The 24,395-nt window shown below is 30.4% G+C and carries 19 protein-coding genes and 4 tRNA genes; 11 read left to right on the top strand and 12 right to left on the bottom strand.

Features of this window, described 5'->3' with window-relative positions; all coding sequences use genetic code 11:
- Positions 1-27 precede the first annotated feature (27 nt).
- Positions 28-101, top strand: a tRNA-Asp gene (locus tag DB313_RS03305).
- A gap of 129 nt (positions 102-230) precedes the next feature.
- Here DB313_RS03305 and pfkB read toward each other — a convergent pair.
- Complete coding sequence (gene pfkB, locus DB313_RS03300; RefSeq protein WP_120104404.1) at positions 231-1,151, bottom strand: 1-phosphofructokinase; 921 nt, start codon at positions 1,149-1,151, stop codon at positions 231-233.
- Positions 1,152-1,240: 89 nt separating this feature from the next.
- Between pfkB and DB313_RS03295 the strand changes: the two genes are divergently transcribed.
- Entirely contained in the window at positions 1,241-3,088 is a 1,848-nt protein-coding gene (locus tag DB313_RS03295) for a fructose-specific PTS transporter subunit EIIC (protein WP_120104403.1), read from the top strand.
- A gap of 31 nt (positions 3,089-3,119) precedes the next feature.
- Here the strand turns inward: DB313_RS03295 and DB313_RS03290 are convergent, their stop codons facing one another.
- Complete coding sequence (locus DB313_RS03290) at positions 3,120-3,845, bottom strand: hypothetical protein (protein ID WP_120104402.1); 726 nt, start codon at positions 3,843-3,845, stop codon at positions 3,120-3,122.
- A gap of 92 nt (positions 3,846-3,937) precedes the next feature.
- Here DB313_RS03290 and DB313_RS03285 point away from each other — a divergent pair, with 92 nt between their 5' ends.
- Entirely contained in the window at positions 3,938-5,209 is a 1,272-nt protein-coding gene (locus DB313_RS03285; protein ID WP_174220862.1) for a M18 family aminopeptidase, read from the top strand.
- A complete protein-coding gene (gene rnmV, locus DB313_RS03280) occupies positions 5,210-5,779 on the top strand; it encodes a ribonuclease M5 (protein ID WP_338022284.1) in 570 nt (189 codons plus the stop codon).
- On the opposite strand, the gene DB313_RS03275 is transcribed toward rnmV, so the two are convergent.
- The 3 genes from DB313_RS03275 to DB313_RS03265 all read right to left on the bottom strand — a co-directional run bounded on the left by DB313_RS03275 (position 5,748) and on the right by DB313_RS03265 (position 8,884).
- A tRNA-Asn gene (locus DB313_RS03275) sits at positions 5,748-5,819 on the bottom strand. The two genes, rnmV and DB313_RS03275, sit on opposite strands and share 32 nt — an antisense overlap.
- A gap of 82 nt (positions 5,820-5,901) precedes the next feature.
- On the bottom strand, positions 5,902-7,965 hold the full coding sequence (locus tag DB313_RS03270; RefSeq protein WP_120104399.1) for a LysM peptidoglycan-binding domain-containing protein: 2,064 nt from the start codon (positions 7,963-7,965) through the stop codon (positions 5,902-5,904).
- On the bottom strand, positions 7,922-8,884 hold the full coding sequence (locus tag DB313_RS03265) for a hypothetical protein (protein WP_120104398.1): 963 nt from the start codon (positions 8,882-8,884) through the stop codon (positions 7,922-7,924). The genes DB313_RS03270 and DB313_RS03265 overlap by 44 nt, the downstream gene beginning before the upstream one ends.
- Before the next feature lie 95 nt (positions 8,885-8,979).
- Between DB313_RS03265 and mfd the strand changes: the two genes are divergently transcribed.
- On the top strand, positions 8,980-12,345 hold the full coding sequence (gene mfd, locus DB313_RS03260) for a transcription-repair coupling factor (RefSeq protein WP_120104397.1): 3,366 nt from the start codon (positions 8,980-8,982) through the stop codon (positions 12,343-12,345).
- Between the two features lie 13 nt (positions 12,346-12,358).
- Positions 12,359-13,573, top strand: a complete 1,215-nt coding sequence (locus DB313_RS03255) for an acetate kinase (RefSeq protein WP_120104396.1) — start codon at positions 12,359-12,361, stop codon at positions 13,571-13,573.
- A 63-nt stretch (positions 13,574-13,636) separates the two neighbouring features.
- Here DB313_RS03255 and DB313_RS03250 read toward each other — a convergent pair whose 3' ends face one another.
- Positions 13,637-14,182, bottom strand: a complete 546-nt coding sequence (locus DB313_RS03250; protein WP_120104395.1) for a DJ-1 family glyoxalase III — start codon at positions 14,180-14,182, stop codon at positions 13,637-13,639.
- A gap of 17 nt (positions 14,183-14,199) precedes the next feature.
- Positions 14,200-14,273 (bottom strand) — tRNA-Met (locus tag DB313_RS03245).
- 494 nt (positions 14,274-14,767) lie between these two features.
- Here DB313_RS03245 and DB313_RS03240 point away from each other — a divergent pair.
- Positions 14,768-16,312, top strand: a complete 1,545-nt coding sequence (locus tag DB313_RS03240; RefSeq protein ID WP_238614532.1) for a glycoside hydrolase family 3 N-terminal domain-containing protein — start codon at positions 14,768-14,770, stop codon at positions 16,310-16,312.
- Here DB313_RS03240 and DB313_RS03235 read toward each other — a convergent pair.
- Positions 16,302-17,261 carry a DHH family phosphoesterase gene (locus DB313_RS03235; RefSeq protein ID WP_120104393.1) on the bottom strand — a complete coding sequence of 320 codons (960 nt, stop codon included), beginning with the start codon at positions 17,259-17,261 and terminating at the stop codon, positions 16,302-16,304. The genes DB313_RS03240 and DB313_RS03235 overlap by 11 nt on opposite strands.
- 107 nt (positions 17,262-17,368) lie before the next feature.
- Between DB313_RS03235 and cdd the strand changes: the two genes are divergently transcribed.
- Complete coding sequence (cdd, locus tag DB313_RS03230; protein ID WP_120104392.1) at positions 17,369-17,815, top strand: cytidine deaminase; 447 nt, start codon at positions 17,369-17,371, stop codon at positions 17,813-17,815.
- A gap of 36 nt (positions 17,816-17,851) precedes the next feature.
- On the opposite strand, the gene DB313_RS03225 is transcribed toward cdd, so the two are convergent.
- Positions 17,852-18,220, bottom strand: a complete 369-nt coding sequence (locus DB313_RS03225; protein WP_120104391.1) for a hypothetical protein — start codon at positions 18,218-18,220, stop codon at positions 17,852-17,854.
- A gap of 103 nt (positions 18,221-18,323) precedes the next feature.
- Here DB313_RS03225 and DB313_RS03220 point away from each other — a divergent pair, with 103 nt between their 5' ends.
- The 3 genes from DB313_RS03220 to rpsD all read left to right on the top strand — a co-directional run bounded on the left by DB313_RS03220 (position 18,324) and on the right by rpsD (position 20,495).
- The gene (locus DB313_RS03220) at positions 18,324-19,712 is read left to right on the top strand and encodes a cation diffusion facilitator family transporter (protein ID WP_120104390.1); all 1,389 of its coding nucleotides are present in this window, start codon (positions 18,324-18,326) and stop codon (positions 19,710-19,712) included.
- A gap of 58 nt (positions 19,713-19,770) precedes the next feature.
- Positions 19,771-19,843: transfer RNA gene (locus tag DB313_RS03215), tRNA-Met, on the top strand.
- A gap of 25 nt (positions 19,844-19,868) precedes the next feature.
- On the top strand, positions 19,869-20,495 hold the full coding sequence (gene rpsD / locus DB313_RS03210) for a 30S ribosomal protein S4 (protein WP_120104389.1): 627 nt from the start codon (positions 19,869-19,871) through the stop codon (positions 20,493-20,495).
- A 29-nt stretch (positions 20,496-20,524) separates the two neighbouring features.
- Here rpsD and DB313_RS06515 read toward each other — a convergent pair whose 3' ends face one another.
- The 3 genes from DB313_RS06515 to clpX are packed head-to-tail and all read right to left on the bottom strand — an operon-like array spanning position 20,525 to position 24,384.
- Entirely contained in the window at positions 20,525-20,674 is a 150-nt protein-coding gene (locus DB313_RS06515) for a hypothetical protein (RefSeq protein WP_174220849.1), read from the bottom strand.
- Positions 20,675-20,711: 37 nt separating this feature from the next.
- The gene (lon, locus tag DB313_RS03205; protein WP_120104388.1) at positions 20,712-23,120 is read right to left on the bottom strand and encodes an endopeptidase La; all 2,409 of its coding nucleotides are present in this window, start codon (positions 23,118-23,120) and stop codon (positions 20,712-20,714) included.
- Positions 23,095-24,384 carry an ATP-dependent protease ATP-binding subunit ClpX gene (clpX, locus tag DB313_RS03200; RefSeq protein WP_120104387.1) on the bottom strand — a complete coding sequence of 430 codons (1,290 nt, stop codon included), beginning with the start codon at positions 24,382-24,384 and terminating at the stop codon, positions 23,095-23,097. Before clpX ends, lon begins: the two co-directional genes overlap by 26 nt.
- Between the last annotated feature and the right edge of the window lie 11 nt (positions 24,385-24,395).

Raw genomic sequence — 24,395 nt, 5'->3', positions numbered from 1 at the left:
ACAATATACTTTTAAAGTATTGTGTTTGGGGGTGTAGTTCAGATGGTTAGAACGCCTGCCTGTCACGCAGGAGGTCGCGGGTTCGAGACCCGTCGCTCCCGATATTTGAAGAACATACTATTTGTTTTCTCTTAAATTAGAACTCTATGTAGATTTTCAGTAAAAAGAAATAGCAAAAGCATGATCACCAGATTACAACTTCTATAGTGTCCCTATTACACCAGAAATATTTAACTTAAGTCTAAAGAAATCTGTTCAAGTTTTACTCTATCAAGCATACCCTTAACATCATCAAGATTACAAAGTTGTCCCCTTAGTGCTGTTGCAGTACCTGATGCAACCCCAAATTTAAAAGAATCATGAAAAGAATTCCCATTGCAATAAGCATACACAAATCCAGCAACAACAGAATCTCCTGCCCCAATAGTGCTAAGTGAATCAATTTTTGGAACAGTAGCCACACAAGCGTCTCGTGTTCCTACAAAAACAGCTCCATCCCCTCCCATTGACACTATAATGTTTTGAACACCTTTGTCTATTAATTTATGTGCAACCCTAATTATATCCTCAACAGAACTTAACTTGATACCTAAAAGCTCCTCAAGTTCCTTAATATTTGGCTTTATTAAAAAAGGTTTAAGTTCTATAATTTCCTGCAAAGCCAAACCACTAGTATCAGCAATTAACTGAACCTTACCAGAAACATGCTTACCTAATTCGTTGTATGCCCGACCAAGTGAGCTTGGTATGCTACCAGACATTATTAATATATCATTTTCCAATTGCTTTAATTTTGTAATCAAAAGTTGAAAATCACTCTCAAGTATTACAGGCGAATTTCCATTAATCTCTGTCTCCTCGCCCCTAGACATCATTTTAATATTTATTCTAGTATGCTCTGCTATCCTCACAAAGTCATGCTTTATCTCTCTCAAATCAAGAGAATGTTCTATATAATCACCAGTAAAACCACCCACAAATCCAAAAGCTATGCTTTCTGTATCAAAATTCTTAAGCACACTGCTTACATTTATACCCTTCCCACCAGCAAAAAAGTTACTCATAAGAGCATGATTAAGACATCCTTTCTGAAATCCATCCACAACTATTTTATAATCAACAGCAGGATTAAGAGTTAGAGTATATATCAATCCAGCCTCCTCATAAATAAATAAAATTATTAAATAATTAGATAGTTCATATTTATGTATTATATACTATCTATGGTAAGGAGTCTTCTATGAAACATTTATTCTCTAAAAACCTAATATTATTGAACTACGAAGCTAAAAGCAAAGACGATGTAATTGAAAAAATGGCAACCATGCTTAATGAAAACGGATATCTAAAAGATAAAGAGACTTTTGTAAACAGTATAAAAATCAGAGAAGAAACAAATGGAACGGGACTTGAAGAACACATTGCAATGCCACATGCAAAGGGAAATTTCGTTAATAAACACGGAATAGCTATACTGAGAGTTACGGGCGATGGATTTGATTTTAATGCTTCTGATGCAAAACTCTCAAAATTATTCTTTATGATGGCTGTTCCCGAAGAGATTACAGGAAATACCCATATTAAAGTAATATCTTCCCTTAATAACATATTCAACAACGAAACCTTAAGAGAAGAAATTATGAACACAAATGATACAGATAGGTTTTTAGAAATTATTTTAAATAGTAACACAGATGAAATAACCAATAAATCTAATTCTACGAATTTTATCTTAGCCGTAACAGCTTGTCCTGTAGGAATTGCGCATACATACATGGCAGCCGATAGCCTAAGGCGCGCTGCTGCTGAACTAAATGTAGAGATAAAAGTAGAAACTAATGGCTCTAGTGGCATTGAGAATCTAATAACAGAAGATGAAATAAGAAGAGCAAAAGGTATAATCATTGCATCTGGAAAAACTGTCCAGAAGGAAAGGTTTAATGGAAAACCATTAATTGAAGTTGGTGTAAAAGATGGCATACACAAAGCAAAAGAGCTTATTCAAAATATTCTTGAAAACAAAGCACAAATTTACAAAAACAAAACTGTAAAGGTAGAAAACGAGCAGTCCACAAAAACAGGCGGAGCTTATAAACATTTAATGAACGGTGTCTCTTTTATGCTTCCATTTGTAGTCTCAGGAGGAATAATAATTGCAATATCATTCATGTTTGGAATTAAAGCATTTGATCCAAATGATCCAACCTACAATAAAATAGCAGACATTTTAATGCAAATTGGAGGTAATAATGCCTTCTTCTTAATGATTCCAATACTTGCTGGTTACATTTCATTCAGCATAGCAGAGCGTCCTGGACTTGCGCCCGGAATGATTACAGGACTCATGATGAGTAAAGGAAATGCTGGTTTCTTAGGTGGAATATTAGCAGGATTTATTGCAGGATACATAACTTTAGGTGTAAAATCAATAAGCCGTAAAACCATACCTCAAACTTTAAGTGGAATAAACCCTGTTTTAATTTACCCTTTTTTCTCAGTTCTCATATCAGGATTTTTAGTATATCTATTACTAGCACCAATTTCATTTATTAATATATCAATAACAAATATGCTAAACACACTTAGTGGCACAAATATGGCACTACTTGGTGCATTGCTAGGTGGAATGATGGCAGTAGACATGGGTGGACCTGTAAACAAAGCAGCATATGCATTTGGAATTGCAATGATAACCGCAAACAATTATATTCCCCATGCAAGCGTAATGGCAGGCGGAATGATACCTCCACTCGGAGTCGCACTTGCAACAAGCATTTTCAGTAATAAATTCTCAAAAGAAGAGAAAGAAACTGGTAAAGTTTGCTATTTCCTAGGTGCATGTTTTATTACAGAAGGAGTAATTCCCCTAGTAGCAGCAGACCCTTTAAAAGTAATACCTGCCTGTATACTGGGCTCTTCCATAGGAGGATTCTTATCTGCACTATTTGAAGTAAAACTTATGGCTCCACATGGCGGTATCTTTATTCTTCCAATAGTCACTAACCCCTTAATGTGGATTATATCAATCTTAATAGGAAGTGTAGTAACAGCCATAACCCTAGGATTTATAAAAAGAGATAGGAATTAATTCCTATCTCTTTTCTCAATATAAGTTAACATTAATAAACCAATCTCAATCTTATTGGATTCTCTAGGCTTAACCCCTTAATCATATCTAACTCAAATTCCAGAGTATTTAAATTAATTTGCTTAAATCCAAATTGTTCCTGAATTTTTCTTGAAGTCTTAATCTTAACTCTAATATTAGAATTATCAATAAGCTCACTTGCCTTACTAGTAAAATCTGATAAAAAATAAACTAAAACATCTTTATATTCTTTTCCAGTCATTGGAACCTCTTCTGAGGGTAACAGCGCTGCAAGAGCATCGTTTATAGATTCTTTATTCTCATTAACAATCTTTGTAACATTTTTTATATTAATATCAATATCAATAATATTTTTGCCATCTTTGTTCTCTACGCTTAACATTGGCATTTTTTCTTTTTCTAAATAATCTTTAAAAATTTCACCCAAATTATCAAATGCAATAACAAGTTTAAGAGAGTCCCCTTTTTCCTTAATCTCTAAAAGTTTTAGACCAGATTCTTGTCCTATTTCTTTAAAATATTTCCTTATCTCATCTACAGGGAAAAGAGGCATCTTAGCCACTTCTTCGCCTCCAAGAGTAGCTACAAGTTCTTTCCTTATTCTTTCAAATTCCGGTTTAACATTAAATATCACTGAAATTGTTCCGCTCATATTGTCCCTTAAATCAACTGTTGTACTTGCAGTACAAGCAATAAATATTAAAGACATGAACAACAATTTACAAAAATTCTTCATCTAATCTCCTTAATGATATATACACATATCAACTATTATAATAATATATAAGTTATAAAAACAATAAAACCAAAAACAATAGGAGAAAACTAATAATGAATGACCAAACCCTAGATATATCATATTTTCAGAACTTATTAGATAAAAGCTTAACTCCTTATCATTTAGTAAACTACATTGAGCAAAAATTAGTACATTACCTTAACGCTCGGGAATTAAGACTTGATGATAAATGGAAATTAGAAACAGGCTATTACTACATCAAAAAAGAAGGCACAACTCTTATTGCGTTTAGTATTAACACCGATAAAATACACGAACCATTCTTAATAGCAGGAGCACACTCTGATAGTCCTGGATTAAAACTTAAAATAGAATCTATAGAGAACAAAGGCAATGTATTTTCAAATCACATCGAAGTTTATGGAGGTCCTATTATTTCAACTTGGACTGACAGAGATTTAACCTTGGCAGGAATTGTATACTTTAATAAAGATGGACTGATTAATTCCGAACTTATAACAATCGAAAACATTGGGATTATTCCAAATGTTGCAATTCACTTAAACCGAAAAACTAATGAAGGATTTGCATATGACACCCATGAAAACATTGTAATTATTACAAGTCTTAAAAAAAGTATTAAAGAAATAATTCTGGACAAACTCAATATATTGGAAAAAGATTTCTTGTCTTGCGATTTAATCTTCACAGCATCTGAGGCTTCTAAAATCATAGGTAGCGAGGGTGAATTTTTAGCATCAAAAAATCTTGACAATAAATCTGGATGTCATGCTATCATGAATGCATTCGTTCATACACACAACAATCAAAATAAAGTAGCTGTGTTTTTCGATAATGAAGAGATTGGATCTTTAACTTCAAGAGGAGCTGATTCACAACTATTAACAGAAGTACTAGAAAGAATTGATTATGCTTTAAATTTGGGAAGAGAAGAACACTTGATTAAATTAAACAAATCATTCCACATTTCAATGGATGGTGCACATGGAATTCATCCAGGATATAAAGACAAACATGACCCAAAATATGCAGTAAGGTTAGGAAAAGGTGTAACTATTAAAAGCAATGCTAATTTTAAATATGCAACAACAGCAAATGGATGTGCAAAACTTAAATCATTAGCTATGAAAAATAATATTAAAGTTCAAGAAATAATATTAAAAGCAAATGTTAATGCTGGAACTACAATTGGCCCTATTGCAAACGCCCAAACAGGTATTGAAACCATAGATATTGGAACTCCAATGTGGGCAATGCACTCTTTAAGAGAAACAATTGCAATATCAGACCACATAGAGGCAATCAAATTAATCAGAGCATTTTTTGAAAATTGGAATTAAATTCTGAAAATAATAAAAGAAATAATTGTAGTTGAGGGAAAAGATGATGCTAAGAGAATAAAAGGACTATTTAAGTGTACTGTAGTTGAAACTGGTGGGCTCTATCTTAAATCAGATACTATCAACATGCTAAAGCGAGCAATAGAAACAAATGGAATAATTATTTTCACTGACAGCGATAAGGCTGGAGATTTAATTAGAAAACAAATACTTAAAAGAACAAAACATTTAAATAAAGACAATATTAAGCATGCACATCTTGAAAGTAAAAATAAAGAAGTTGAAGAATCCTCTATGCTTGAAATAACAAAAGTACTGACAAAGGTAGCTACTTTTTCTAATGAAACACTTAAAGAAGATTTAACCTTATATGATTTAATAGAACTTGGACTTACAGGAAGTCAATCTAGGAAAATAAGAGAAAAAATACAAAAACACTTTCAACTAGGAAATGGTAATAACAAAAAACTACTTGAAAGGATTAACTATTTTAAAATTAAACGCAAAGAAATAGAAGAAATAATCTATTCAATTAAAACTCCCCCAGAAGGATTTGAACCTCCGACCTAGTGGTTAACAGCCACCCGCTCTACCACTGAGCTATAGGGGAATAAACACTAGAAATATTATCCTAAATTGATTTTTTTTTGTCAATTAAATCTCAACTTTTTCTAGAAAATAATGAATTTATTTTAAGACAAGACCTTCAAAATAGCATCAGCAAGTATCCTGGAATCTTGATCTCTAAGCTTAGCAGACCTAATTGCCCAAGCTTCCTCATCAAATGCTAAATTCCTAACTTCAACCAAAAATCTAGTTTTAACAATATTATTTTTTAAGACATAAAGGTTTTGCCCCTTGATGTAAAAACTTCTCTTAAATCCCTGTGTTATTTTTTCAACAACAGTCTTAGAATGCGTATCTGTATTCTTCCCTTCTTCATGTTGATAATAAAAACCCATGCTCCGAGGTGCCCCAACACTATTATCGGCATGCAAGCTAATATAGAGGATATCTTTTTCCTGAATATCTTTATATTTATTTACAAATTTACGTACAACAGCTAGCCTTTTCTTTAAACCCTCTTGAGTTCCACTTATCCAAGAATCAACTGTATCATTCTTATTTAAATCATAATCATTATAAACTTCATTCTTAACATTAACAAATGTATTATTAGCAGACACACTATCTCTAATTAAATGATCGGGAGCTAAAATAGTAAGCTCAACATTAGCTCCATACTCTTTAAGATACACATAAAGCCTTAAGGCAATATCATAAACATATTCATCTTCAACAACAAAAATTTCATTACCAAGACCATCTTTAGCCTTAACAATAGCACCAGGGTCAAGTCCTCCATGACCAGGGTCAATAATTACTAGCTTTTTTTTAAGTTTATTATTCTTAACTGGTCTAGATTTTACAAGATTTTCAAAACTTTTAAAAAGCTGACTTGCTTTCTTATAAGCATTAAGAGGTGAGCGCCAATCCTCTGAATAAAATTCACTTGGTTGACTTATTTTTTTAGGTTTATACCAATAATAAAAATCTCCATTAACTTCAAATATAGGTATTTTAGGATCCAGAACAACTAAAGAGCTAATATCAAAAGAATCTCTCCTGCCCAAAACATTGGAAAAGTTTAAATCTAATTTTTTATTCTTAGCAGAAGGAATATTTGCAAGCGCTCTAACTTTACTCCCAGAATTACTATCTTTCTCCACAGATTCCCTTAAATCTTTACTAGCAATATTAGATTCTTTGCGATTGTCATAAATTTTAAGTTCTTGTTTGTGAGCAATTTTATTACCACTTAAATTATTCCATTCTTTAAGTTCTTCAAGCAAAACTCCATATTTACGGGCAATACTATACAATGTTTCTCCAACAGATACCTTATGTAACATACAATCTGCACTACCACTCTTTTCTATCTTTGGCCTCGCATCCTTAGCACCTAACAAACTTTCTTCAATAATCCTTGAAACCTCTAAAATTGAATCTGCCTTTAAATTTATTGCTTTCTCTCCATTAAGATTAACGAGATGCTTTGAGGTAACGCCATAAATATATGAAATCTTACCAAGAGTTTCACCCCTCTTTACATAATGAAAATTAACATCACCAGAAGCCTTCTTTAAATATAATTTCTGCCCTATTATTAAATTTTGATTCTCTAAGGAATTGAGTCTTATAATATTTTCAACACTAATATCAAAATCCAGAGCTAACTTGGAAAGCGAATCCCCCTTTTTAACCACATATGGCTTTAAAAAATCAGGTTCATCTACAATTAGTTTAGAGGCGACCTTAAGTTGTTTAAATCTCAAATTATTCCAAGCAAGTAATTCCTTTTCTTTAATTCCATATTTCTTTGCTATGCTCTCAATAGTATCATCTTCTTTAACAATATGAATTTTTGTACCAGAACTATTATTACTAACCTTATGTCTTTCAACTCGCTTCTCCTTAACAATTTTATGCTCATCGGAAGAACTTGGAATAATTAATACATGTCCCAATTTAATACTATCAGAACTAAGATTATTTATCCTTTTAAGGTCTTTTATTGGAATTTTATATTTAAGAGAAATAGAATATAAAGTATCCCCTTTAACCACTTCATGTTTAAAATTGGCATATAAACTTAAAGAACTTATTATCCAAAAAAAAATACTAAGTCCTTTAATTTCAAAAATTAAGTACTTAATATTTCTCCTTAATTCCAGTATTTTGAACGGCATAATCATAAATTATCCAATAATAATCATACTTTTTAAAGAAAAAGGTATAGCGTTTGGTTATATAGAAATGACCATCATCAAAATATAAATCAGAGATAACTTTTCCTGTAGAGTCTGTATAAGTTGTTTCAACAATAGAAAATTTACTAGGAATTTTCGAAATATCAGCACTATTTCCACTCCATAAATATTCCTTATACTCTTCTAACATATTACTAGAACCTGATTTTAATTCTCGCTCATAAAGATATGCTTTATTTTGATCATTTAAAATCAAACTCTCAATATCAATATATAAGAAAAATTTCTCTTTCTCTCCAAGACGCAATGCTTCAAATAAATATTCAACAATCTTATCAGGGGACAAATTTACTCTTTTTAAAACACCTTGTATCTCATGATTGGAAGCCAAATTAGAAAAATCCACCTTCTCAGCTACATCATCCATCTTAGGTTTTAAAAATAATGTAATAACATTAGATTCTATTCGTTTTTGCAAATCTGAAATATCTGGGAAAAATACACCTTTTACAAAATAAACTCCATCCTTATTAAATTGCACAAATTGATTTAAGCTCATTACTACAGAAAATTTCTCATTAGGTCTTAAAGTCAGAGTTCTAACAGGAATCGCAACATTCTTTGATCTATCCTTAACATACTCAATAGGTCTCTTAACTCTTATATTAGTAGTATCTGTAACATCAAAATCAAAACCAAAAGTATTAATGTCTCCCATCTCAAGAGTAATCAAATCATCAGATGCATTAGCAAGTGAAACCTCAACAGAAATATTACTATTAACACGATAAATAGACTGATTGAAAAACTTTACCTTAAAATCAAGACCCTTGTAATCTCTAGAAAAAAGAATAACAGGAACATACGCAAGAAACAAAAACAAAAATAACTTTCTAAATTCCATAAACTCCTCAAAACTTCTTACATTATATATAAAGAAACAGATAATAACTATAATATATAATATTATACTAAACTACAAAAACAAAAAGGTAAAAGATGAATATAGAAAAAGAATTAACTGCTAATCTAAAAGATAATAATGATTTTAAAAAAATAAAACAATTCATCGAACAAAAAATACCATTTACATTAATAGGGTATGAAGGATTTTTTAAGGCTTTCTTACTAAACAAAATAAAAGAATACAGCAAAAGCAAAAGTGCTATTCTAATAGTTAAAAATGAAAACATCTTAGACGAAATCAAAGCTGATTTAATGCAAATCACAGATAAAATATACGAACTAAACTACTTCAGTTCCCTTGTATACAAAGGGATCAGTTCACAAAGTAAAGTCTTTAGTGAACGAGTAAAATTCTTAATAAACTTTTATGAAAACAATCCTGGTATCTATGTTGTCTCAATAAAGTCTCTTCTTAGCAAAATTCCCAATAAAAAAAATTTACTTAAAAACATCTATAAACTTCAGAAAGAAAAGATAATAAACATAAAAACATTTGAAAAAAAACTTACAAAGCTAGGCTATGAACAAACAACAAGAGTTACACTACCTGGAGAATTTACAATAAAGGGAGAAGTAATAGATATATACTCATTTGACAAGACAGAACCAATAAGAATTTCTCTAAATTCTGACAAAATAGAAGAAATAAAAGCATTTAATCCTTTTACTCAACTAAAAGAAGGAAATGAACTTTCTGGATTTGAAATCATACCTAAGAAGGAAATTATATGGGACGATTTAAACATAAACAAATTAAGGCAACAAATAAAAGAAAATGAACATAAAGAATTATTTGAAGATATTAAAACAAAACATAATGCAAAGACAGAAGAAATTTTTTATTCATTAATAGGAGATACATACTTAAGTCAAGAAATAAAGAAAGATACTCCTATTATTAACTTCGAGCTCTCAAACTTTCAAGAAGAGATAAAAAAAATTCATAAAGAACATGAAAAGCTTTACAGTCAAGCAATAGAAGCGGGCAGGAAAACAATTGCACCAAAAGAAATTTTCATCAATCCAAAAGATTTAAAATTAGAAACCAATATTTTCTTCTCAAGCCCTGAAAATGTTCAAACAGAAGAATTCATAGAATTTCAAATTGAAAGCGAGCGTTGTTTTTTTTCAAACATTATACTTGCAAAAAACGAAATAAATAACTGGCTAAAAGACGGGTTTAGAGTAATCATTGCAGCAGAATCTAGGTCACAAAAAGAAAAACTAAAATATCTCTTCAAAGACCTTCCAAAAATAAAAATTGAGGTTCTAAAAATATCTAGTTCCCTTATAATTAACACAGAAAAAATAGCCATTATTCTTGAATCTGATATATTTAATAGAAAACAAAAAATAAATAAAGATTTTGAATCATCAAAAACAAAAATTATTGATTCATTTGTTGAAGTTGAAAAAAATAGTCATGTTGTACATATAAATCATGGAATTGGGATATTCAGGCAGGTAAAAAGAATAAAAACAAGTTTCCTTGAAAAAGACTACATTGAAATTGAATATGCCGATAATGAGAAATTATTTATCCCAATTGAACAAACACATCTTATTCAAAAATATATTGGAAATAATACTCAAAACATAAAATTAGATAAAATTAGTTCAAAAACATGGGAAAAGAAAAAAGCTTATACAAAAAAAAGAATTGATGAAATAGCAGATAAACTTGTCTCACTTTATTCCGAAAGAGAAAGCATTAAAGGATTTAAGTATCCTAAAGATAACGAATGGCAATTATTATTTGAGTCAGAATTTCCATATGATGAAACCCCAGATCAATTAACTGCAATAGAAGAAATCAAAAAAGACATGATGAGCTTTAAAGTAATGGATAGACTTTTATGCGGTGATGTTGGCTTTGGTAAAACTGAGGTAGCAATGAGAGCAGCATTTAAAGCTGTAATGAGTAAGAAACAAGTAGCAATACTTTCTCCAACAACAATTCTAACAGAACAACACTTTAATACATTTAAACGAAGATTTAAAAATTTTCCAATCAAAATTGCAATGATGAGCAGATTTATAAAAAAATCAAAAGAAAGAGAAATTATTAAGAAACTAGCTTTAGGAGAAATTGACATAATAATTGGAACACACAAAATACTATCTAAGAACTTAATATATAAAGACTTAGGACTCATCATAATTGATGAGGAGCAAAGATTTGGGGTTAGAGAAAAAGAAAAACTAAAAGAAATCAAGGTGTCTGTTGACTGCCTCTCGCTATCAGCAACTCCAATTCCAAGATCTCTTCATATGTCATTAATCAAACTAAGAGACATCTCTGTTTTAAAAATTCCACCCAAAAATAGAATTAAAATAGAAACTTATGTAGAAGAATTTAACGAAGCTTTAATTAAACATGCAATTGAAAATGAACTTTCCCGAGACGGGCAAGTCTTCTTTGTACATCATAATATTAAAGAACTAGACTCAATAAAAGTCATTTTAGAAAAAATAATCCCCTATGCAAGAATAGCAACCATTCATGCAAAGCTTACTGGTGACCAAATTGAAAATATTATGCATGATTTTATAAACAAATCATACCAAATACTCCTAGCAACAACAATAATTGAGAATGGAATCGACATTGAAAATGCAAATACAATAATAATTAACAATGCTAATAGATTCGGTCTCTCTCAACTATACCAACTAAAGGGAAGAGTAGGAAGAAGCTCACAAAAAGCTTTTGCTTATCTTTTATATAAAGAAAACTCAAGTTTAAATGAAAATGCTATTGAAAGATTACGGTCAATATCTGAATTTTCAGATCTAGGAGCCGGATTTAAAATCGCAATGAAAGACATGGAAATAAGAGGTGTTGGGAATTTACTTGGAAGAGAACAACATGGAGAAATTGAATCTATTGGACTAGATTATTATTCAACAATGCTAAACAAAGCAATTGAACAGAGAATGGGCAAGAGTTCTCAGGAAAACGAAATCACTATTGAAATTAACTATAATGGATTCATTCCCGATAGCTATGTAGATAACGAGCAAGATAAGATATTAATTTATAAAAAAATCTCAGGAATTCAGAGTGAGGAAGAAAATAAAAAAATAAGAGCTGAAATTTATGACCGATTTGGGTCCATTCCTAAAGAATTAAATACCCTACTTACACTAGCAGAAATAAAAACACTTGCAAAAAAGTTTAATATCTTAAGTCTTAAAGAAAGAAATGAATTACTAGAAATTGAATATTCAAACACAGAAAGCATTCCTATCAAAAAAGTGATGGAAATCATAAAAGACAATCCTACCACACTCAAAATAAATCCAAAATATCAAAACTCAATTTTTCTAAATCTTAATAATAATAAAGAATCAGATAAAATTAACTACATATACAAGAATCTAAACTTATTATTATAATAAGAGACAAAACATGAAAATATTAACACTTAACACAGGAAGTTCCTCATTAAAATTTACACTTTACGAGTATGAAAGCAAACAAATATTAGTATCTGGAACAATTGAAAAAATAAAAGAAAGAGAATCAATAACTAAAATTAAGACTAAAGACGGATTATCAGAAAAAACAGATACTGGGATTAAATCACATAGAGAAGCATTAAAACAATTGGTTAAGATTTTAACAAACAAGGAATTAAAAATTCTAGACAATTTAGATGAAATTCAAGCAATAGGACACAGAATTGTACACGGAGGTCCAAATTTTAAAAAATCAGCGATACTTAATGAAAATATCTTAGCAGAATTAAAAAAAATATCTGAACTTGCACCTCTTCACAATCCAACCGCAATCAAAGTAATAGAAGCAACACTTAAAATATTTCCAAGTGCAAAGCAGGCTCTATGTTTTGATACATCATGGCATCAAACTATGCATACAAGTGCATTTTTATATGCTATTCCGTATTCCTGGTATAAAGATTACAACATTAGAAAATACGGATTTCACGGATTATCATATTCATATATAACAAAAAGAGTTTCTACAATACTCAAAAAACCCGCTAGAGATTTAAATTTAATAATACTGCATTTAGGCAATGGATCAAGCATCAATGCCGTTAAAGGTGGCTTATCATATGATACAAGTATGGGACTTACTCCACTTGAAGGTCTTGTAATGGGAACAAGAAGTGGCGACATAGACCCTTCAATTATTCCTTTAATGAGTAAGCTACTAAACAGAACAACAAAAGAGATAGAAAAAGTTCTTAATAATGAAAGCGGCATGCTTGGAATATCCTGTAAGTCAAATGATTTAAGAGATATTTGGGAAGAAGTAGAAAATAATGATTACAATTCTAAACTTGCAGTTGAGACAATGGCATATAGAATAAAAAAATATATTGGCTCTTATCTAGCAATTCTGGACTTTAACATAGATGCAATAGTTTTTACAGCTGGTATTGGCGTCACAGACTATGGAATAAGAGAACTAGCATTAAAAGGATTTGAAAAAATAGGAATCGAAATAGACCCTAAAAAAAATAATCTAGCCAGAACAAAAAATGTAGAATCTGATATTTCAAGTGCAAAAAGTAAAACAAAAATACTCATAATCCCAACAAACGAAGAATTAACTATTCTTGAAGATACTTATAACTTAATCTTAAAAAACGAATAAATAATCAAAATTACATAACTTTCAATTTAAGAACAAATAAAACATATTGCAATAAATCTTAATCTACAGCAAGGCCTTCTGCCTAACATCCTCAACTACCCGATCTCCTTTAATAAGCTTAAGTAAAGCAAAAGCAAATTCAAAAGCCGTACCAACACCCTTAGAAGTAATGAAATTATTGCTAATAACAACATTCTCATCCACAAATTTACCATCTGTAACATGCTTTTCAAATCCTGGATAGCATGTAAATCTATTTACGCCCAAAAGCCCCTTTGCAGAAAGTACAACAGCCGGAGAAGCACAAATAGCTGCAATAAACTTACCCTTTAAATTCATATCTATTAAAATTTTATCTAAATCCTTAGACTCAAAAAGATTGCTAGAACCAGGCATTCCCCCAGGAAGTATGATTAAGTCAAAATCATCTGCACTACAATCCGATATTTTCTCATCTGTCCAAAAAGTAACTCCCCTAGACCCCACAACAACCCTATCATCATTTAAACTAATAAGCTTAACCCCAACGCCACCTCGCCTTAAAATATCAATAGGAACAACAGCTTCAATTTCCTCAAAACCATTTGCAAGTACAACAGCTACTCTCATAAACAAAAACTCCTTGATGCTGATGGAGGGACTTGAACCCACGACAACTCGGATATGAGCCGAGTGCTCTAACCAACTGAGCTACATCAGCTTGTAGCCCTTAAAGTTTATAAATTCAAATATATTTTGTCAATACAAAAATTATATACTTAAGGTGTAATTTTACTTTACCAAAAAGTTTAAAGCTAATAAATATAATAAGACTTAAATTATAAGAGTAAAAATGAAACTCATGTTAACTAAACTTAATCAAGTAAACATTTTTCATTTTTTAAAAATATAATAAAATTATAATTGATAATAAATTCAATATTTTAATGAAAATATATTGAGGCAATAAGTAAATAAAATTACAAACCCATTTTGTTTTATTCAAGTTGTTATTAAAGCAATAAAAAGCTTAGATGAAGCAACTTAAACAACATGATATACTTATGCATCAAAAATACAAATTATAAGATTAGTATGGTTTAGATGAAAAAAATTATTTATATCGCTATCTTTTTTATCAATAATAATTGCTTCTCGTATGATTTTTGGCATACAGAAGATAAAGAAAAATTAATAGACAAAATAGTTCATCAAATGAGTGATAAAGAACTACTCGGACAAATGTTTATGATAAGTTATCCAGGTGAGATAATAACAAACTTTGCTCTTGAATTTATCAGAGAGAAAAACTTGGGAGGAATAAAAATTTTTGGGTGGAATGCCAAAAGCTTAACCATGCTAATAGAGAGCATAAATAAAGCACAAGCAATGTCTCAAAAAAATAGATTTAAAATACCCCTATTCATTGCTACAGATCAGGAAGGCGGATGGACACAGCACATCAAACTAACAACATCAAAAACAATAGGAAACCTTGGCATCACGGCTACTCTCTCGCCAAACGATTCTTACCTTACAGGGTATTACATAGCAGATGAATTAAATCGCCTTGGAATCAATCTAAATTTCGCACCCATAGTAGATATCTACACTCATGAGGATAATTTCACAATAGGTCCAAGGGCATATTCCAATAATCCACAGATAGTTGCTTTATTTGCTCTTGCATTTTATAAGGGACAAAAACAAGCGGGGATAATTTCAACAGCAAAACACTTTCCAGGACATGGAAATACCGTTGTTGATTCTCACACAAAAATGCCAATTATAAATTCAAATTTAGGAGAGCTAAGAGAAAATGAACTATTGCCTTATAAAGTATTAATACAGGAAGACATCCCAGTAATTATGAGTGGTCACTTAGCATATCCAATGCTTACAAATGGCGAAGAAATACCCGCATCGTCTTCAATCAAAATTTTAAAAGGAATACTTAGAGAAAAATTAAAATATAACAATTTAATCATAACAGATGATTTATTAATGAGTGCCGTAAGGCATAAAAATGAAAGTATCTATGACACAATTGAAAGAATCATCAGAACAGAAACAGATATCTTATTAATATCATTAAACGAAAACATACAAAACAACGCTTATAATAAACTCTTAACTCTTATGCAAAAAGATAATGAGATAAAAGAAAATATTATTAAATCCAATAAAAGAATACTTAGAATCAAACTAGAATATCTAAAAGAGAGGAAAAATAAAGTAGAAATTTATCCAAACTATAAAAAGGCACAAGAAATACCAACTAAGGAAGCTACAAGATTTTTTGAGCAAAGCACATTAAGAGGAATAACAAAAATTAAGCTAGAAAAAAAAGTTTCAAGGCATAAAAAAACACTTTTAATATCACCTTACTATCAAATGATTTCAGAAGGAAGAAAATTATTTCAAAATAGCTCTGGATACTACTATGACTACTACCCTTTAAACAGCATTAATGCTAACAAACTTCAAGAAATTAAAAAATTAATTGAAAAGCATGAACAAGTTATTTTTAATCTTTCAACTCCCGGAAGTCTTAAATACATAAAAAATTTAAAAGAATATAAAGATAAAATAAGCATTATTGTATCTCTTACACCTCAACACATCAAAAATCTAGACTGGATAGAAAACATAGTAATAGTTTATGGAACAACAAAATTAGCATTTAAATCGGGATTCTTAACTCTAACAGAAGGATTTAATCCAAAAGGAACAGTTCCTTTAATAAACTTTAAGTCTTAATATATTCCTTTATATATGAGATTATTTGATTTTCTAAAAGGTTTAAAGAGCTCATTTTGATTTTAAATCCACTAGCATGCTTATGTCCACCTCCTCCAAATGCCTTAGCAAGCTTACCCACATCAAAATATTCCCTAGAGCGAAGACCTACTAAAATAGAGCCATCTTCCATTTCTTTCAAAATAACTAATATTTCATTATTTTCAACATTATTAAGAAGTGAATAAAAAAACTCATTAACGCCACTAATATTAGTGTCCTTCTTAGAATCAAAAGGCAAAACAGTCATCAACACTTTTCCATCAAAATAAGATTTAAGATTATTCAACATTAATCTAAGGATATCTATTGAAGCTAAGCTCTTAACAGCCTCAATATAGCCATAGACATCTTTAAGGCTTAAGCCCTTAGCAACAAGCCTAGCTATCATTTCAAAAGGTTCAGGGTCACTGTTTGATATAAATCTAAAAAATCCTGTATCTGTGCAAAATCCAACTAAAATATACCATGCTTCTTCCTTAGTAACATCATATCCAAACTTTCTAATTAATTTCTCAATCAAAAAAGTAGTTGAAGGAGCCAAAGGATCAATATAACTAGGTACATCTAACTTATCGCCAGATGAATGATGATCAATAACAAGCGTGGGCATTTCTTTTACATAAAAAACAAACTCATCTCCTATTCTATCAAAAATGGAACAATCTAAAATAATGACAGCATAATCTAAAGAGTTAATATCGGGCCATTCCGATAAAAATTTATCTTTAAAAGGAATTATTTCTCTTCTATTAAAGGGACCCTCATTAAGCATGATGGATTTCTTGCCTATTCTAGCCAAAAAAGAAGCTAAAGCTAATGATGAGCCAATACAATCAAAGTCAGGATCTTTATGTCCAATAATAATAAAATTATCATATTTTCTAATAAATTCAATAGCAACTATCATAAACAAATATTAACAAACTTTTGATATAATTGAAAATTTCACAGTATTTTGTTCAAAATCATAAGTAAATGTTATAATTAAATAACATCATATGCTAAGGATTTTATTTGGAAAATATTAATCAAATTTACATTAAACAAGCATTTCAAATGGCTGAAAATGCAAGGAACAATTCATATTCACCTTACTCAAACTTTAAAGTGGGAGCTTGCCTTAAAACTAAAGACAATTTATTTTTCCAAGGCTCAAATATTGAAAACGCAAGCTTTGGTGCTACTTGCTGTGCAGAGCGAGGTGCTATCATAAATATGATATCATCTGTTGGAATACAAAAAATAGATTTTATTCTACTTACAACAATTCCAGAAACTATTCCATGCGCAATATGCCTTCAGGTAATGTCAGAGTTCTTTGATGAGAATACTAAAATACTCATCACAAATCCTGTAACATTTAATCCTAATCAAACAATATCAAAAACTTATATACTTAAAGATTTACTTAAGATTCCATTTAATAAAGAAGAAATGTCAAGAATTTCTATTAAAGAATAAAAATATACACTTTAAGGTCATCTACACTAGAGACACTCAATTTAAAATACCAAGAGAAACAATGGCACTAGCAAGTTCATTTAATTTACTAGACTCTAAAGTTTCCGCAGAAGAATCAAAAACTTCCAATATAAGCTTTTTCTCCTGAAGATTAAATTCATAATCTAAACTCTCTAATGATAGGAAGCCAATAATTGGTAAAAATTTATCAATAAAAGCATATATTCCTTCATTAAAATCAAAAGTCTCATAATAATAACTAAATACATTCTCTAAAGATTTTTTATTAAAAATTTTAAAAAAATCATAAAAAACACTTTCAACTGCCTTTACATTATTGATTAAAATTTCATCTTGAGAAATAGCTCTTTTACATTTCTTAACAAAAAACTGAGCTTGTAACATAAATCTCCAAATTCAAAATACTAATAAATTCATTGAATATAAAAAAAAATATTGTTATACTCTCATATAAAATTATGCAATAAAAGCAAGGGAAGGTGCAAGTATGGTTAAGGTAATTAATAATAAAAATATTAACAAATATACAAATTTACATCTTAAAAGCTTAGAACAAGACGAGTTCTACATAGCTTATATAGAAAATAATTTTAAAGCAATTTCATATATTAAAGCAAAAATGAAAGGTAAGGAAATCGAAGTTAACGATTTTTATATCGATTCAAATTTTAAAGCAGAGGGAATAGAAAAAATAGTATTTAATAATTTAGTTTATTATGGTAAAAACAGCAAACTAGAAAAAATTTCATGCGAAATTCCTGAAGTAAAAGAAGAACTTATAAGTTTAGGATTTACAAATAACAATAATGTATATGAAAAAGACTTAACACCTGAAATCAGAAAAGATAAGTTCATAATGGGAATCGGACTTGTCTCCGTATTAGCAGAAGTGGTATCAATTGCATCTAAACTTACCGTGGGTATCCTTTTCAATTCATTTGCATTAATAGCAGATGCCTTCCACGTTCTGTCGGATTTTGTATTATCCGCAATTACCTACTTTAGCCTAAAAATTACAAATAAACCCGAAACAATTCATTATCCTTACGGATATAAAAAAATGGAAAATCTAATATCATTTATCATAGGAATAATCATAATAGGCGCAGGCTTTACAATATTTTTAAACTCAACAGGACTAAACAAAATAATTAGCCTTGGAGGCGAATCTGGATTCCACATTCATTACCATCCCAACCATACCCACGACAACCCTAACGATCACAGTCATGATCACGACCACTTTCATGACCATGACCACTTTCACGACCATGATCACGACCACTCTCATTCACACTCACACGATCATCACCAAGAGGATAAAAACAATATTCTTGAAATATTTTCAAATAAATCTTTCAAGAAAAGCATTTGGATACCATTAATACCATTTATATTTTTCATAGTAAAAATAGTTGAATATTTAGTAAAATTTCAAATTGGAAAAAGATACAACAACTACTTACTTCTAGCACTATCATCAGCTGATAAAAACTGTATTTTTTCCCATGGAGGTACTACACTAAGCTTATTACTTGCAAATTATGTATGGACAGGTTTTGACAAAATAATATCTATATTTATTAGTTTCATAATCATTAAAGAAGGGCTACATGTAATACTAAAAAACGCTAATAAACTTCTCTCAAAACAAGACATAGACTTAAAAAGAGAGATAAAAGATACACTAAAAAGTGTTAACATAAGCTTAAAAGAACTTAATTTATCTCACGAGGGAAATCATTTAAATCTTTATGCAAAATTAGATTTAAATCATGAAAGTGACTTAAAAAGTTTCATACAACAAATAGAAACAACAAAGGAAATCATCAAGAAACAACATAAAGAAATATCTGAAATGTATATTTTAATATAACAAAACAAAATCAATTGACACTCTCATTAAAGTTGTGTTAATATGCTTAACTGTAAGACGCAGGGTAGAGCAGTTGGTAGCTCGTCGGGCTCATAACCCGAAGGTCATAGGTTCGAGTCCTATCCCTGCTATGTTGTTTTAAGATATGGAGAATGAATGAATAGGAAAAATATAGCTAAAGGCAAAATGGTGAGAAGATTTGGTGTTAATATTTTTGAACAGCCAAAGTACGATAAACTACTCAAGAAGAAACCCCATCCACCTGGAATGCATGGAAGATCTAGGAAAGGTAAGGTCACAGAATATGGAAAGCAGCTAATAGAAAAACAAAAAGTAAAATTTACTTATGGTGTAAATGAAAGACAACTCACTAATATCTTCAAGGAAGCAAGAAGGCTTCATGGAGTTACTGGTCACAATCTTTTAGCTTTACTTGAGAGAAGAATTGATAATGTTGTTTATCGTGCTGGGTTTGCTATTTCAAGAGCTCATGCGCGTCAAATAGTTTCACACGGAATCATTATACTTAATGGAAGAAGAGTGACAATTCCATCTATTACTTTAAGAGCAAGTGACGAATTACAAGTCAAGGAAAAAGACAGCTTGAAAAAATTAGTTAGATCTAACATAGAAAAAACATCAACTCTTCGTAAACTTCCTACTTGGATAGAAGTAAATGCTGATGCTTTAAAAGTAAAGGTAAGTCGCCCTCCAGCTAGAGATGAAATACCTACTCTTGCTAATGAACAAATGATTGTTGAGTACTATTCCAAGAGAGCATAACGATAGTATGGTTTATATGTAAACCATACTTATTTTCCTTTCTTTTTTCCTTTAGCAAAATTCTTACCAAAATTACTCTTAGAAAAAGATGCAAAGTTACCCTTGGCTGAATTTTTAGCAAGACCTTGAGAATTAAAAGATGCTCTACTTCCTGAAGGTTTTCTGACTCCATCTTTCATACAAACCCCTCCTTAATAAATTTAATAATATCAACTTTTAAATAATATTCAAATAATCAAAAATTTCTTCCAAGTGAGAAACATACTTAACACACATATTATCTTTAATTTCCTCAGGAAGCCTACTGTAATCTTTCTTATTATCTTTTGGAATTATAACTTTAGTTATTCCATTTCTATAAGCTGCAAGCACTTTTTCCTTAATACCTCCTACAGGAAGAATGGATCCCTTAAGAGTAACCTCTCCTGTCATTGCAAGATCCAAAGGAACCTTTTTGTCAGATAATATAGAAGCTATAGCTGTTGCAATAGTAACCCCAGCAGAAGGTCCATCTTTTGGCGTAGCACCTTCTGGAAAATGTAAATGAATCTCAGGACTCTCATTTATATCAAAATTAAGCTTAGACGAATAAGTTTTTACCACAGAATATGCAAGCTGAGCACTCTCCTTCATAACAGCCCCAAGACTACCTGTTAAAATAACATCCCCCTTCTTTTCAAACTTAATAGCTTCAACAGGAAGAATAGTACCCCCATAATTTGTCCAAGCAAGGCCATAAACAAAACCAGAAGAATCAATCTTAATTAAATTAAAATTATACTCACAATCCATATAAGCATGAAAATTATTCATATTAATTATTTTATAAATGCCAGGGATATCGGGATCATGAGTAAAAATTGAATTATTTCCATGCATCAAGGAACTAGGAAAATAAAAATTACCCTCAATTATATCTTCTCTAGTATAAACATGAAGCAATTCCCTTACAATCATTCTAACCAAATTGGTTAAAACCCTTTTCAAATTTCTAACTCCAGATTCCATGGTGTATTTTTTGATTATATGTAAAATAACATCATCTTCTATTTTTATATAAACTTTACTCAAAAAACTTTCTCTAATTATACTAGGAATTAAAAAATTTTTTGCAATTTCTAATTTTTCAATATAAGAATACCCTTCTATTTTAATGATTTCCATTCTGTCAAGAAGAGGTTTAGAAATTCCATGCAGAGAATTAGCTGTTGCTATGAATAATACATTAGAAAGATCATAAGGAATTTCCAAATAATGATCAATAAATTTGGAATTCTGCTCGCTATCCAAAACTTCTAAAAGTGCTGACTCTGGGTTCCCTCTATAAGAATTATTAATCTTATCTATTTCATCAAGTAGAATTACAGGATTAGACTTGCCCGCCACTTTAATTGCATTAATAAAAACACCTGGAAGAGCCCCAACATAAGTTCTTCTATGTCCTCTAATTTCTGCTTCATCTCTAACTCCACCAAGAGAAATCTTTGCAAATTTCCTAGAAAGAGAAGTAGCAATAGACAAAGCAATAGAAGTCTTCCCAGTGCCAGGTGGACCTACAAGACATAAAACAGGAGCTTGAACTCTAGAATTAATGTGATATACAGCTAAAAAGTTCATTATCTTATCCTTAGCTTCATCCATCCCATAATGAGCATTTTTTAAAATCAATTCAATATCACCTAAAGAATTCTCCATAGCAGTATTTTCATTCCAAGGCAGTTCAAGTAATAATTCAACATAACTTCTAATAATATTAGCATCTGGCGAATTTGTGTTCATTAAAGACAATCTAGATATTTCCTTCTCAATTCTTGGTTTAATATCCTCAGGAATTTCCTTAGAATTTAATCTATCAAGATAATCGGACTCTTCTTTTCCTAATCTTTTCTGTATTTCTTTAATTTGCTCATTTAAAAAATATTCTCTTTGACCCTTATTGAGCTTATCCTTAACTTTAGATTTAATATCCTTCTTAAGACTTAAAAGATCAATCTCAATATTTAAATTTATAATTAATTTTTCTATTCTAATCTGAACATCCAATTCTTGTAGAAGCTCTAATTTTACTCCATATTCTAACTTAACATTAAATGTTATTACATCAACAAGCTTAGCAGGACTATCAAGAAAATTGATATTCTCATCATTATCCTCCAAGTCTTTGGCAGACAGATAGGATCTGTAAGTCTCATAAACTTCTCTTAAATATTTAGAATAAATAAAAAGCTTACTATTAAATTCATGCTCATCAGATATAAAATCAACCTTTGCCCTAAAATAAGTATTCTTCTTAAGAATACTTTTTATAATAACTCTATCCTGACATTCAACTAAAACTTTTATTAAACCTTTAGAAATCTTTAAAACCTGAACAACCTTTGTATAAGTACCAACAGAATACACATTTTTTAAACCAATTTTTCCAGAAGTATTAGACTTTGCATTATTAACATAAGCAAATAGAATCAACCTACTCTCTAGCATAGACTGATAAATAGCATCAATAGCAATACTATCATCAAAAGTAGTCCATAAAGTTACATTTGGGAAAAAAACATTTTGTCCTAAAAAAATAACAGGAATATCATCTTTTTTAACGTTAATTAGATTTAGAATTGATTTCATAAAGTTCTTTTGACCAAATCTTATCAACCTGTTTCCCCGTCAAAATTAAGGGTTCAACATTCTTATTTAAAACAGATTCTTTGGTAACAATAACCTTTTTTACTTGTTTAACTGAAGGTATTTCAAACATAGCATGTTTAAGCAACTCCTCTAATATAGAACGCAATCCTCTTGCACCCGTATTTTTAACCATTGCCTCTTCTGCAATTGCATCAATTGCATCCTTCTCAAACACTAACTCAACATTATCCATCTTAAACATATGATAATATTGCTTCAAAATAGAATTATCTGGTTCAATTAATATTTTAATTAAATCTTTCTTTTCTAGCTTCTCAAGATAAGAATGTACAGGTAGTCTACCCACGAATTCTGGAATGAGTCCAAATTTAATTAAATCTTCCATCTCCAAGTATTTTAAAAAATTATCCTCTCTCGTCTCTTTCCTATCATTAGATGAAAATCCAATAGAACTCTTGCTAATTCTTTTCTGAATAATCTTTTCAAGACCCACAAAAGCGCCACCACATATAAATAAAATATTTTGCGTATTAATTTCAATAGTGTCCTCATAAGGATGTTTCCTTCCTCCTCTTGGTGGCACATTAGCAACAGTACCCTCAATAATTTTCAGCAAAGCCTGCTGTACTCCTTCTCCAGATACATCTCTAGTAATTGAAACATTCTCTCCCTTCTTTGCAATTTTATCTATTTCATCTATATAAATAATACCTCTCTCCGCAAACCCTATATCTCCATGAGCCGCATGAATCAGTTTAAGTAAAATATTCTCAACATCTTCACCCACATAGCCAGCCTCAGTAAGTGCTGTGGCATCTGCTATTGCAAAAGGAACATTCATCTCAGTAGCCAACTTCTTAGCAAGTAAAGTCTTCCCGCTACCAGTAGGGCCCACAATTAATATGTTAGATTTTTCAAGCTCAACTCCCCCATCAACCACACTACCCCTAAAGATCCTCTTATAGTGATTATAAACAGCCACAGATAATACCTTTTTCGCATCTTCTTGTCCAATAATATACTTATCTAAATGACTTTTAAGCTGTCTAGGCGTTGGAAGCACTCTAGAAGATTTACTACTCACAGACTTTTCTGTCTCTTCTTGAAAAAGATTGTAACATATCTTAGAGCATTCAAAACAAATAGCAACAGACTTTGCTGTAATCATTTTCCCTTCAACTTCAGCTCTACTACGCCCACAAAAAGAGCATCCCTCTATCTTTTGACTCTTACTTCTTGCCATATAAAATATCC

Origin of the sequence: Borrelia turcica IST7 (assembly GCF_003606285.1) — a bacterium.
GTDB lineage: Bacteria > Spirochaetota > Spirochaetia > Borreliales > Borreliaceae > Borrelia > Borrelia turcica.
Note: the sequence above shows the minus strand (reverse complement) of the source record. Positions and strands in the feature narration are given on the sequence as shown.